Source organism: Planomonospora antibiotica (assembly GCF_014647955.1).
GTDB lineage: Bacteria > Actinomycetota > Actinomycetes > Streptosporangiales > Streptosporangiaceae > Planomonospora > Planomonospora parontospora.
Genome location: NZ_BMQE01000089.1, coordinates 1 through 11,917 on the forward strand (window position 1 = coordinate 1; position 11,917 = coordinate 11,917).

General features: G+C 71.0%; 15 protein-coding genes. 6 read left to right on the plus strand and 9 right to left on the minus strand.

Going from position 1 to position 11,917, the window contains the following annotated elements; all coding sequences use genetic code 11:
* A partial coding sequence (locus IEZ06_RS34785) for a BCCT family transporter (RefSeq protein WP_189240922.1) occupies positions 1-484 on the plus strand: 484 nt, incomplete at its 5' end.
* A 318-nt stretch (positions 485-802) separates the two neighbouring features.
* Complete coding sequence (locus tag IEZ06_RS34790) at positions 803-2,029, plus strand: sensor histidine kinase (RefSeq protein WP_189240923.1); 1,227 nt, start codon at positions 803-805, stop codon at positions 2,027-2,029.
* 123 nt (positions 2,030-2,152) lie between these two features.
* On the opposite strand, the gene IEZ06_RS34795 is transcribed toward IEZ06_RS34790, so the two are convergent.
* Positions 2,153-3,070, minus strand: a complete 918-nt coding sequence (locus tag IEZ06_RS34795; protein ID WP_189240924.1) for an SDR family NAD(P)-dependent oxidoreductase — start codon at positions 3,068-3,070, stop codon at positions 2,153-2,155.
* Positions 3,071-3,121: 51 nt separating this feature from the next.
* Between IEZ06_RS34795 and IEZ06_RS34800 the strand changes: the two genes are divergently transcribed.
* Both IEZ06_RS34800 and IEZ06_RS34805 read left to right on the plus strand, forming a co-directional pair.
* On the plus strand, positions 3,122-3,625 hold the full coding sequence (locus tag IEZ06_RS34800; RefSeq protein WP_189240925.1) for a GbsR/MarR family transcriptional regulator: 504 nt from the start codon (positions 3,122-3,124) through the stop codon (positions 3,623-3,625).
* A 290-nt stretch (positions 3,626-3,915) separates the two neighbouring features.
* Positions 3,916-4,221 (plus strand): hypothetical protein, encoded by a 306-nt coding sequence (locus IEZ06_RS34805; RefSeq protein ID WP_189240926.1) that lies wholly within the window; start codon positions 3,916-3,918, stop codon positions 4,219-4,221.
* Here IEZ06_RS34805 and IEZ06_RS34810 read toward each other — a convergent pair.
* On the minus strand, positions 4,210-5,040 hold the full coding sequence (locus IEZ06_RS34810; RefSeq protein WP_189240927.1) for a TlpA family protein disulfide reductase: 831 nt from the start codon (positions 5,038-5,040) through the stop codon (positions 4,210-4,212). The genes IEZ06_RS34805 and IEZ06_RS34810 overlap by 12 nt on opposite strands.
* A 78-nt stretch (positions 5,041-5,118) precedes the next feature.
* Positions 5,119-5,715 (minus strand): TetR/AcrR family transcriptional regulator, encoded by a 597-nt coding sequence (locus IEZ06_RS34815; RefSeq protein ID WP_189240928.1) that lies wholly within the window; start codon positions 5,713-5,715, stop codon positions 5,119-5,121.
* A gap of 358 nt (positions 5,716-6,073) precedes the next feature.
* Between IEZ06_RS34815 and IEZ06_RS34820 the strand changes: the two genes are divergently transcribed.
* Together IEZ06_RS34820 and IEZ06_RS34825 are read left to right on the plus strand one after the other, a co-directional pair.
* Positions 6,074-6,685, plus strand: coding sequence for a TetR/AcrR family transcriptional regulator (locus tag IEZ06_RS34820; RefSeq protein ID WP_189240929.1), 612 nt, complete (start codon positions 6,074-6,076; stop codon positions 6,683-6,685).
* A 34-nt stretch (positions 6,686-6,719) separates the two neighbouring features.
* Entirely contained in the window at positions 6,720-7,007 is a 288-nt protein-coding gene (locus IEZ06_RS34825) for a YciI family protein (RefSeq protein ID WP_189240930.1), read from the plus strand.
* A 121-nt stretch (positions 7,008-7,128) separates the two neighbouring features.
* Here the strand turns inward: IEZ06_RS34825 and IEZ06_RS34830 are convergent, their stop codons facing one another.
* The 6 genes from IEZ06_RS34830 to IEZ06_RS34850 form a co-directional block, all read right to left on the minus strand.
* Positions 7,129-8,337, minus strand: a complete 1,209-nt coding sequence (locus tag IEZ06_RS34830; RefSeq protein WP_229799118.1) for a serine hydrolase domain-containing protein — start codon at positions 8,335-8,337, stop codon at positions 7,129-7,131.
* Between the two features lie 643 nt (positions 8,338-8,980).
* Positions 8,981-10,189: a cytochrome P450 gene (locus IEZ06_RS34835; RefSeq protein WP_189240931.1), complete on the minus strand. Its 1,209-nt coding sequence runs from the start codon at positions 10,187-10,189 to the stop codon at positions 8,981-8,983.
* 261 nt (positions 10,190-10,450) lie between these two features.
* Positions 10,451-10,864, minus strand: coding sequence for a DUF1048 domain-containing protein (locus tag IEZ06_RS34840; RefSeq protein WP_189240932.1), 414 nt, complete (start codon positions 10,862-10,864; stop codon positions 10,451-10,453).
* A 2-nt stretch (positions 10,865-10,866) separates the two neighbouring features.
* The gene (locus tag IEZ06_RS34845; RefSeq protein WP_189240933.1) at positions 10,867-11,196 is read right to left on the minus strand and encodes a PadR family transcriptional regulator; all 330 of its coding nucleotides are present in this window, start codon (positions 11,194-11,196) and stop codon (positions 10,867-10,869) included.
* Between the two features lie 35 nt (positions 11,197-11,231).
* Positions 11,232-11,516, minus strand: coding sequence for a DUF6245 family protein (locus IEZ06_RS37810; protein ID WP_373293989.1), 285 nt, complete (start codon positions 11,514-11,516; stop codon positions 11,232-11,234).
* 124 nt (positions 11,517-11,640) lie between these two features.
* Positions 11,641-11,917, minus strand: a 277-nt coding sequence (locus IEZ06_RS34850) for a cation:proton antiporter regulatory subunit (RefSeq protein WP_189240934.1), incomplete at its 5' end; no start/stop codon positions are given.

The following is an 11,917-nucleotide window of genomic DNA, read 5'->3' on the forward strand; positions in this document are numbered from 1 at the left end:
CAGCGGCGGCAGCGCCGTATGGCTGCAGCTGTCGGGCGCGGCGGACTTCACCGGAAAGATCACGGAAGGAGCGGAGTCGGCGATGTTCGCCCTCCTCGGTCACCTGCCGCTCGGCTCGCTCGCCACCGTGATCGCGGGGGCTCTGGTGGCGCTCTACTTCGTCACCAGCGCGGATTCGGCCTCCCTGGTGCTCGGCTCGCTCTCCAGCCGGGGCTCGCTCCACCCTCCCCGGCCCCTGGTGGTGATGTGGGGGGTGCTGGTCGGGGCGATCGCGCTGGTGCTGCTGCTGGCCGGCGGACTGGAGGCGCTGCAGCAGGCCACGATTTTGGTCGCGCTGCCGTTCGTGGTCGTCATGCTCCTGCTCTGTGTGGCGCTGGTGAAGGAACTGCGTGAGGATCCAGGCGCGGGACCGCTGCCCCACCTCCACCCGCACGGGTTGCCGGACGCCCTCCGCCGGGTCAGCGGGGAGGACGACGAAAAGTGAACAGGCCGTGGCGGGCGTCTCGGGGTGCGGATCGCCCGCAAGGGCATCGAGCCCGGCACCCGGCCGAACCGCCACCGCCGGGTGATCGAGCGCACCATCGCCTGGCTCTCCGGCCACCGACGCCCGGCGCCCGGCGCCCGTTATGAGTGCCACTCCTCCACTGACCTGGCCTCTCACCCTGACCTGCCACGAGCGCTATCTCGAACTCACCACGTAGGACGTGGTCTTGATGAAGGTCCCCAGCCCGCGGCACGGAAACGAGTCACATGTGCTTTCCTGGACAAGAGGGCATGAACGCCGCAAGGGGGTGGCGGCTACATGAGAGCCCTGCTGGGAGAAGGCGCCGCCTTCGCCGCGCGGCAGGCGGCCGCGCTGTTCGCTCTGGCCGCAGGACTGACCGCGGCCACTGCGGTGCTGCCGTCGACCCGCTCCGCTCCGCTCTTCGTGATCGGCGCTACAGCGCTGGCCGTGGCCATGACCGCGTGGCTGCTGCCCTGGGACCGATTCGATGCCCGTTGGCCGCTGGTGCTCACCTTGCCCGCGCTGTGCCTGCTGGCCGCCACCATATGGGCCTACAGGGGCGTCGCCAGTAGCACCGCGCCGTTCTTCATGTTGCTGTTCGTCTGGGTGGGACTGCATTTCTCCGCGCGCGCGGTGCTGGTGTTGGCGCTGCCGGCCGCCGTGGCCTACCTGACACCCCTGATCGCCGCAGGACGAGGGGTCCTGGCTCTCATCGGCGGTGCGCTCTTCATCCCGGCGATGGTGGTAATCGGCCTGCTGATCGCCCGTCAAGTCGACTATCACCGCCGTGACCGCACCGTCATCCAGCGCGCTCACGACGAGGCCCGCCGGGCCGAACGCTGGCGCGCCGCGCTGACCGCCACCTTGGCCCATGACGTGCGCTCACCCTTGACCACGGTGCAGTTCGCGCTGGAGACCTTGGACGACGACATCGACGCCCTGCCACCCGCGCAACGCCGTGAGATGGTGAAGATGGCGCTACGCCAGACCGGACGCATCCGCCGTCTGGCCGTCAGCCTGCTGGACGCTGACCGCATCGACACCGAGGGCCGGCTACGCCTGGACGTCCAGGCCGTCTCGGTACGCGATGCGATCGAGGACGCACTGACCTACATCACCGCGCCCGTCAGCGTCGACATGGCCGGCGAGGCGGAGGTCCTCGCCGACCCGCAGCGGCTGGAGCAGATCCTGATCAATCTGCTCGTCAACGCCGTGCGCCACGGCGAGCCGCCGATCGTCGTCAGCGCCGGCCCCGTCGCCGACGACATGATCGCCATCAGTGTCCGTGACCACGGTCCCGGTGTTCCCGCCGACAGGCGCGAAGCGTTGTTCTCCCGCTTCAGCAGCGCTGACACCGCACCGGAATCGATCGGGCTGGGACTGTGGATCACCCGGGAACTGGCCCGGGCCCAAGGCGGCGACGTCGTCCACACTCCAGCCGATCCGGGTGCGTGCTTCACCGTGACGCTTCCCGCCCGTCCGCAACGGCCGGCCGGCAGCCGGCCCCCGCCTGCGCGGAGCTGACCTCCACGGGCGTCGTCACGGACCGGCTCGTGCGGATCACCGGGCCGGGTCGGGAACCGTGATCAGACGCCGCCTTGATCCGGGCTCACCGTCGGTCCGGTCGCGCAGGCGGGAGCCGGTCGCTCACCGGGCCCAGGGCAGGTCGCCGGTGGCCTGCTGGGAGACGGTCCACAGGCGCTCGCGGGCTCCGGCGTCGTAGGCGCAGGCGGGGGCGTCGACCGGGCGGAGGTTCTCGTCGACGTAGACGCCGCGCAGCGCGGACCGGCCTGCGGCGGCGGGGTCGGCGTGCTGCTGCCAGGTGCCGGTCCGGGTGGCCAGGGCCGCGTACGTCTCGCCCAGGCGTTCGGCGGGGATCGCGAGCCGGTTCTTGGGCGCGTACAGCGCGCGCAGGATCCGCGGCAGGGCGGCGACGCGGTCGGCGTCGAGCCGTACGGCGGGCACCCGGACGCAGGCGACGTCCAGGGCGTCGCGGGCTCGCAGGGCCAGCGTGTAGGCGGTCATGATCTGGGCGAGTTTGGCGTGGTAGTAGGCCCTGGTGGGGCTGTACCAGCCGGGATCGTCGAGCCGGTCGAAGCGGATCGCGATGCGCGGCATGGTGACCAGCCCCTTGCTGGCCACGTTGATCAGCCGGGGGCGGGGGGCGGCGGCGAGCAGCGGGCTGAGGCGGGCGGTGAGCTGGAAGGGGCCGAGATGGTTGGTCGCCCAGAACAGCTCATGCCCGGATGCGGTGAAGGCGGGGGTGCGTCTCGTCTGGTCGAACACCGCGGCGTTGTTGATCAGGACGTCGAGGTGGCCGGCCTCGCCGGAGATCTTCTGGGCGGCCGCGTCGATGGAGTCGGGGTCGGCCAGGTCGGTTACGACGAGGGTCGCGGGACGGGCGGCACCGGTGTTGATCGCCTCCAGGGCGGTGCGGCCGCGGTGGAGGTCGCGGCACAGGGCCAGAATCCGGTGGCCGTCCGCGGCCAGCCGTTGCGCCGCCCGCAGGCCGATGCCGGAGTTGGCGCCGGTGATGGCGATGGTGAGGGGTTCGGGGTGGGGCATACAAACATCCTATTGTGTTCGGAACATTCCGAACAAACTAAGATGTTCTTCATGGCGGACGTCGAGGAATTCGTGGAGAGCGCCGGGCTGTACTTCGAGCGGCTGGGCCTGAGCCGCACGGCCAGCCGGGTGATGGGATGCCTGCTCGCCGAGACCGGCGAGGCCACCGACGCCCCCGGGCTGTGCGCGCGGCTCGGAGTGGCCAAGAGCAGCATGAGCGTGGCGCTGCAGCAACTGGAGCGGGGCGGGCTCGTCGAGCGCTACCGCCCACCGCGGGCCCGGCGGGATCACTACCGGCTGACCGACGACGTCTTCGGGCGCGCGTTCCGGGCGAAGATGGCCGAGTTCGCCGCCTTCGCCGCGCTGGCCGAGCAGGGACTCGCCGCGGTGGGCGACCATCCCGCCGCCCGCGCCCGACTGGAGCGCATGCGCGACATGTACGCCTTCATGGCCCGGGAGTTCCCCAGGCTCCTCGACCGGTGGGACGTGGAACAGACCGACGCCGCGCCCTCACCGCGAGACGGCTCGGGCGCGACCGAGGCACGCCATCCGTGACCGCTAACCCCTTCCCGGAGAAGCGCCGGTCTTGCTCCTGGGCGGCCGCGCGCCGATGTCCGGGCCTGAGCCGCCTTTACCCTGCAGACCGAGAGCGAGGGTGGTGCCTTTCGCGTTCGGCTTCTGCTCGTGGGGTTTGCCGTGCGGCGGGTGCGCGCATCTGCCGGGCCCCGATCGCGCCGGTCAACCTGATCGGCGCGAGGCGGCAGTACTTCAGGGGTGACCAGCGGCCACTCGACCTCGAGGGCCTCGTTGACGTAGTTGGCGAAGACGTTGCGGGCGACCGTGGTGTGGGCCGGCAGGCGGTAGCTGCAGCCGTTGGCCTCGGCGATGGCCGGCGCGAGACGTTCCTGCAGGGCGGGCGGCAGCACGCCACCGCCGACGCGCTGTTCTACGTCGAAGCCGAGGTGCACACCCGCGCCGACGACCCGGCCGGGCGCGTGCTGGCGCTCTTCGACGTCTTCTGCGAGCAGCCGTCGGACCCGGCCTACCGCGGCTGCCCGTTCGTCAACGCCGCCGTCGACGATGGGAAAGGAGCGCGGCAGCCGGTGCAGGACTTACCCGCCCGGCCGTACGGCGGGCGTTCATCGCAGTAGGGCGAGCGCGGCGACCGCGCCGGCGAGCCCGGCGGCCAGCACCGCGGCGGCGGCGACTCCGCGTCGGTCGGCCGGCATCCAGGGGAGCAGCCGCGACAGGCGCCCGAGGACGGCCAGTGGCGGCGCCGCCCGCCACACGTCGCGTTCGACCTGGCCGCCGGCGAACCGGACGACCCCGGGCAGGTGCCCGACGGCGCGCAGCAGCGGACCGGCCATCGCCCGGCTGCGGTCACGCAGGGGCGCGCGCCCGGTGGCGACCTGCTCCAGCGCGGCGCGCAGGCCGCGCTCGTCGTTGGCCCAGTGCGCGCGGTAGACGATGGTGCCGCGCGGGTCGATGAGGTAGGCGGAGTTGGGCTTGGGGCTCATCGCGCGGTGCAGGTCGCCGTCGATGTCGTCGACGGCGACCTCGAAGTCCACGCCGTGGTGGCGGCGCAGTTCCTGGGCGTGGGCCCACTTGTCTTCGAAGGTGCGCGGCTGGCCGAACGCCTCGCCGGGATGGGCCTCGCGGGTGTTGACCAGCACGAAGCGGACACGGTCACCGAAGCGCGCGTGCAGGGCGCGCAGCACCGGGCCGGCGCTCTCGGTGACCGGGCAGGTACGCGAGCCGAACACCATCAGCACCGGCAGCGGGCCCAGGTCGCCGGAGCGGAAGCGGTCCCCGTCGAGGGTGGGCAGGTCGAAGTCCGGCACCGGCCGGCCCGGGCCGGGGGCGTGCCGGTCGAAGGTCAGATCGTCGATGAGCAGGCGGGTGCGGAAGCGGGTGAAGCGGTAGGCGTCCGCGGAGCGGGCAGGAGCGGCGGCGGGCGGGGGAGTCATCATTCCTCTTCTCGATGCACGGCAGTTGACCAAACGGTCAAATCGCGGGACGCGGGAAGCGTCCGTCTGGGGGGCGTGACGTCAGCGGGCGGGGTTCAGCAGCAGCAGGGGCAGGTCGTCCTTGAGGCGCAGCACGAGGTCCGGGTCGTCGTAGGCCTTGGCCAGCAGCGCGAGCCCTTGCAGGTGGGCGATCACCCGGGTGGCCGCCGCGTCCGGGTCGAGCGCCGGTTCGATCTCGCCGCGGCCCTTGGCCTCGCTGATCGCATCGGCGAAATAGCGCGTCCAGTCCCGCAGGGCGCGCACCAGGCGCACCCGGACCTCGCCGCCATGGGCGGCCAGCTCGGCGGCGAGGTTGCCCAGCGGGCAGCCGGGCGTGGTGCCCATCTTCTGGCGCATCAGCCCCAGCATCCGCGCGAAGGCCTCGACGAACCGGTCGATGCGCGCCAGGGGGGCGACGTCGTCGGTGAACGCCTCCTCCAGCACCGCGCTCATCATCGCCCAGTTGAGCTCCAGCACGGCGGCGCCGAGAGCGTCCTTGGAGGGGAAGAAGTGATACAGGCTGCCCTTGTGCACGCCGGCGGCCCGGCAGACGTCATCAATGCTGACCTCGGCCAGCGAGGCGCCGTGGACGAGGTCGCGGGCCACCGCGACGATGCGCTCCCGGGTATCGCTCGGCATGATCATCCCCCTCAGTTGACTGAACGGTCAAAAGCTATCCCTGCTTGACCGTTCAGTCAAGCGAGAGATGGTGTCGCCGCCGTCCGCGACATGTGATCTTGCCGCGGCGGCCGGACGGATCCATGGCGAGCCCGGTGCTGCCGTCCTGCTGGCGGCCGTTGCGGCAGCCGGGCCGTCCCCCGCCCCCGATGCCGCCGGTATCGGTCGCCGGCATCCGGGCGCGCCGCCGCAGTGCGGCCGGTGGTCGACCGCCAGGCCCGGTTGACGCCGCATAGGACGAGTGTCCTAATATTTCCTGTAGGACAAACGTCCTAAGGCGGTTTCGCGAAGTGGCCGGCAACGCGGGAGGTGCAAGACCGTGAGGGCGGAAACGACCCGGACCCAGATCGTCGATGCTGCCGATCAGCTGTTCTACCGGCAGGGGTACGAGCACACGTCTTTTGCGGCGATCGCCGAGGCCGTGCACATCTCCCGGGGCAACTTCTACTACCACTTCAAGTCCAAGGACGACATCCTGCGCGCGGTGATCGCCGCGCGGCTGGACGCCAGACGGCGGATGCTCACGCACTGGGAGGCCGAGGAGGCCGACCCCGCCGACCGGATCCGCAGGTTCGTCGAGATCGTGGTGACCAACCGCACCGACATCCAGGACTACGGCTGCCCGGTGGGCACCATGACCACGGAACTGGCCAAGCTCGGCCACCCCGCGCTGGACGAAGCCAGCGGCCTGTTCACCCTCTTTCGCACCTGGCTGCGCGAGCAGTTCGCCCAGCTGGGGCACCCGGAACAGGCCGACGCGCTGGCGATGCACGTGCTGGCCTTCAGCCAGGGCGTCGCCACGCTGGCGCACGCCTTCAAAGACGAGGACTTCATCCACCGCGAGGTCCAGCGGATGCACGACTGGCTGGGCCGGTACTCCGCAGGCGCCACCCACGCCGCGTCCGAGGACGGCACACAGGCGAACGCCTGACGTAACCGAATTCAACGAATCCGAGAGGGACCACATGTTCGTGGTGTTGCTGCGGTTCTCCGCCAACAAGAGCGCGGCCGAACAATACATGCCCGCCCACCAGGAATGGATCAGGCGCGGCGTCGACGACGGCGTGTTCCTGCTGGTCGGCGGCGTCCAGCCTGGGCTGGGCGGCGCGATCGTGGCCCACGGCACCTCGCGGGAGGACCTGGAGAGCCGCGTGGCGGCCGACCCGTTCGTCACCGAGGACGTCGTCAGCGCGGAGATCGTCGAGATCGCGCCGTGGCTGGCCGACGACCGCCTGAAGTTCCTGCTCGCCTGAGCACGCCTCCGGCCAGGCCATCGCAGGCACCCCGCCCTCGGGCCCGGCCACGGCGGCCGGCGTCGACCCCGCCCGGCTGACGCCGCACACCGCGCGGGCCACCGCCGCCGGCACAGCCGGGTCAGCTCGCGGCCTGCCCGCCGCAGAACGCCGCCTTGACGAGCCCGTCCAGCAGCTTCGGATACGTGGCGAGGTCGAATGCGGCGTCGCCGACGGTCAGCGAGGCGGTCAGGGTCCTGCTGCCGTCAGGCGTGCTGTACATCAGCGCCGCGTACCCTCCCGGAGGGCTGCCGTTGTGGTTGAGCACGGTACCGCAGGCCGGGCCCAGGTCCTTCACGAACATCCCCAGGCCGTAGTGGCCGTAGAGGGGGTCGCTCTTCGGGTGCGGCTCGCGCATCTCGGCCAGCAGCTTGGCGGGCAGGAGCTCGCCGCCGTTCAGCGCGGAGAAGAACGTGTGGAGATCCTTGGTGGTCGAGATCATGTCACCGGCGCCGGCCAGCAGGGAGGGGTTCTGGCGGGAGACGTCGGCCACTTTCCACTGGCCGGTGTCCTGGTAGCGGAAGTAGCCGTGGGCGTACGGCGCGGGCAGCCGCGTCCGGTCGCCCGGCACCACGGTGCCCTTCAGGTCGAGCGACCCCACGATCCGCCGCTTCAGCTCCGCGTCGAACGAGCGGCCGGTGACCTTCTCGATCAGCAGCCTGGCCAGCGTGTAGTTGGTGTTGGAGTAGCTCCAGTCCGTCCCCGGCGCGAACTTCACCGGCTTGGACAACGCGAACCGCACCAGCTCCTGTGGCCGGTAGGAGTGGAACCGGTTGTCCAGCCACTCCTTGCCCGTCGCAGGGAGACCGGGCACCCATGTCCCGTCGGGGTCGAGGTCGCCGGTGTAGTTGAACAATCCGCTGGTGTGCTGCAGCAGCATCCGCACCGTGATCCGCCGGTCCAGCCCGAGCGTGGGCAGGTAGCCGGCCACCGGGGCGTCCAGCCCGATCTCGCCCTCGGCCACCAGCTGCAGCACCACGGTCGCGACGAAGGTCTTGGTGACGCTGCCCACCCAGAAATGCCCGTTCGTCGGCGGCTTCGCGCTCGCGCCCAGCTTGCGCCGCCCGGCGCTGCCGGCCCACCCGCCCCGCTCATCGTGCACGCGCACCTGCACCCCGAGGAGACCGGCGTCGACGAACGCCTGGACGGCCTTCTGCAGCTCCGGGCGGTCCTGCCCGGCGGCGGCCTTCGACACGGCCGGGCTGCTGTCCACGGTGGCCGCACCCGCGGTGGCCGCCGCGGGTGCGATCGTCCCGGCCAGCAGCCCGGCCGCCAGCGCTGTGACCGCCACCGGCCGGAAGATGGTGTGCCGGCGCCTCGGCGCGTCACCGTCATCGCGCGTCGTCCTGATCGCTTCGGCGTGTGTCCGGCCGCCCCGGTCGACCAGGGCGGCCGGCCCGGGAGTTCTCCCGGACCGGACGTGCCGTGCCAGCGCCTCGCGCGGTCCGCGCAGCCCTGCCGCAGGGAAGCCGTGGTTGCCTTGTCCCATCATGAATGTCCTTATCTATAGTTGTCGATCCGAGTGTTCGATCTTGCGGGCCCCGTCTCGGCGTGGTGCTCATGGGCAGCCGTCAGCGACGCACGGGGGCCGGAGGTGAGCTCGGCGTGGCCCGGTTCGCAGCCCCGAGGGCGTCATCGCTGGACCGTTCATGGCATCCACCGTCGCCGGCTACCGGGTGGCGCGGCGGTCCGGTGACGGGCGCCGCTACCTGCTGCCGTCCGGCAGCGAGGTGCCGAGCGGCTACGCCGAGACCGACGGCGCCCGGTGGGCCGCCCGCAGCTTCCCGCCTGGTAGCCGAGCCGGTGGACAGGAGAGGCGGGCGGGTGCACGAAGGGGGTCGGTCCTCGCCGAGCATCGCCGACAGCCCGCCCGGCGTCTGCGGCAGCATGTCGACGTCGCCGATCGCGTCGATGCGGCAGGCGCGGGCCGGTGGTTACGCGTCCCAGGTGACCAGCAGGCTCTTGACCCCGTAGATGTCGGCGGTCTCCGGGCGCAGGACGACTTCTTCGGCGGGTACGGCCAGGCGCAGCGTGGGGAAGCGGTTGAGGAGCGCGGGGAGCGCGACACGCATCTCGACGCGGGCGAGCTGCTGGCCCAGGCACTGGTGGACGCCGTGGCCGAAGGCCAGGTGGCTGCCGTTCTGCCGGTGCAGGTCGAGCGCGTGGGGGTCGGGGAAGCGCTCGGGGTCGCGGTTGGCGGTGTTGAGGGACAGGATGACCGTCGTGCCGGCCGTGACGGTGTGGCCGTCCAGCTCGACGTCCTCCAGCGCGACCCGGTGGAACTGCTTGGCGACGCTCAGATACCGCAGCAGCTCTTCGACGGCCCGGTCGGCGAGCGCAGGTTCGGCGCGCAGCGCGGCCAGCTGCGCCGGGTTCTGCAGGAGGGCGAAGGTGCCCAGCGCCAGCATGTTCGCGGTGGTGTCGAACCCGGCCGCCAGCAGGATCAGGGCGATGCCCTTGAGCTCCTCGTCGGTGAGGTCGCTGTCGAGCAGGTCGCTGAGCACGTCGTCGGTGGGGTCGGCGCGCTTGGCGGCCACCAGTTCGGCGAGGTACTGCTGGGTCGCGGTGTAGGCCGCGATCAGCTCCTCGTCGCGGGTCTCCCCGTTCATGAACATGTCGATGTTCTCCTGGAAGCGGCCCCGGTCCGCATACGGCACGCCCAGCAGCTCGCAGATCACGATGACGGGGATGGGCTTGGTGAACGCGGCCACCAGGTCGACCGGCGGCCCGGCCTTCTCCATGGTGTCCAGGTGCTCGGCGGTGATCTGCTCGACGCGTTCGGTGAGCAGCCGCATCCGCCGTACGGTGAACCTGCCGACCAGCGGTCTGCGGTAGCGGCTGTGCTGCGGCTCGTCCATGAGGAGGAACTCGCCGGGCGGCGCCGGCGGGACCTCGATGTCACCGTAGTCGATGAGCGGGTGGTGGCGCATGAGTTCCTTGCGGGAGCTGAACCGCGGGTCGGCCAGGACCGACCGGGCCAGGTCGTAGCCGGTGACCAGCCAGCCCTGGTGCCCGTCGGGGAAGGGCAAGCGGCTGATCGGGCCGTGCTCGCGGGCCTCGATCAGTTCCTTGGGCGGGTCGAAGGGGCAGCCGGTCCGGCGCGCCGCCGGCATCGCCGCGAGGGTGTGGACGGAATCGTTCATGACCTCTCCTTTCGATGGGCGGGCACGCGGCCGGCCTAGGCGATCTTGCGGTGGTAGGTCCTCATGGCGAAGGCGTACGCGACGACGAGGATGCCGATGCACCAGGCCAGGGCGATCCAGAGGTCGGGTTCCGACCGGCCGCTGGGTGAACAGGGCGCGGACGGCGTTGACGATGGAGGTCGCCGGCTGGTGCTCTGCGAGGCGCGCACCCGACTTCTCCAGGCCCTGCACCTGGATCGCCGGGGGCCTGCCGTGTCGTCATCAGACGGTCCTGCCTTCTCGTGCGGTGTCCTCGCCGGCGGCGCGGGCGATGGCGCCGGTGAAGCGGTTGCGTTCGCGGGCCCGGTACTGGCCGAGGGGGTAGTTGGCCATGAAAGCCTCGACGAACTCGACGGGGTCGTCGCCGAACAGGTCGCGGATCGGGGTTCCGTCCGCCGCGCTCTGTTCGAGCAGGTCGGTGAGGTCCGCGAACATCTCCATCGCACCGGCGCCGTCGGCCGGCCCGAAGTGCATCAGGTACCGCTCCAGCGCCTCGGCCGCCGTGCGGTAGTCGTCGGGGAGCTGCTTGACGCGCGCCTTGTACTGCCACCAGCGCTTCTTGTCCTCCAGCGACCCGGTGACCACCTCCAGGTACCGCAGGTAGCGGCTTTTTGGTTCGTTCGATCCTGTGGTCATGGCTACTTGCCTCCTTCGCGGAGCTGTTCGAGCCGTTCTGCGAGGAAGCTCCAAGTCCTCCAGAACTCGTCGAGGTACTCCCGGCCCTGAGCGTTGAGGGAGTACACCTTGCGCGGCGGGCCCTTCTCGGACGGGACCTTCTCCACGTCGACCAGGCCGCGCTGCTCGACCCTGACCAGCAGCGCGTAGATGGTGCCCTCGGCGATGTCGGAGAAGCCCTGATCCCGCAGCTGCGCCGTGATCTCGTAGCCGTACGCGGGCCGGCCGGCCAGGATCGCCAGGACGATGCCCTCCAGCGTTCCCTTGAGCATCTCCGTCACGAGCTTGCCCACGGCAGCACCTCCCTCCAGCTACTTGGTGACGCCGACTACTGGTACACAGTAACGCTGACTACCGGTATATAGCAACACCGAATAGCTGTGGTGTGAGCCAAGCCGCAGGCGTGGGGGTGCAGGCGACCTGATCGCTGCTCGTGAGTGAACCCGCCGCCGCCCCGCAGGGCGCCTGTCAGGTACATCCGGTGGGGCATCATGTCGCCGAGCCGAGCCGCTTCCGTCCCGTGTTCAGCGGCGGTGTTGCGTCCGCCGTACCGGCCCAAGGCGGTCAGAGCGGCACCCGGTTGCTCGGCGGGCAGGCTCGTCGGTGAACTCATCGGGCGTCAGGGGAAGGCCCATGGCCGATCACCGCAGAGGCGCAGCATACGCACGCGTGCGAGGCGGCCGACGCCAGTCGGAAGGGCGGGTGCGCTTCGCCGGGCGGGCCGGTCGGCAAGGGCGTCACAGCGCGGCGAACCGCTCCACGTCCTCGATCTTCCCGGCGATGATGATCACGTCACCGTAGCCGAGGACGGTGTCGGTGTCAGCGTAGGTGAACTCCTCGTGCTCGCCCTTGACGCAGACCACCGTCACGCCGTACTTGCGGCGCAGATTCGTCTCCCCGAGCGGCACTCCGGTGTAGTCCCTCGGCGGGCGGGTCTTGACCAGCGCGTAGTCGGCGTCGACCTCCATGTAGTCGAGCATCCGCCCGTTGAGCAGGTGCGCCACCCGCTCCCCC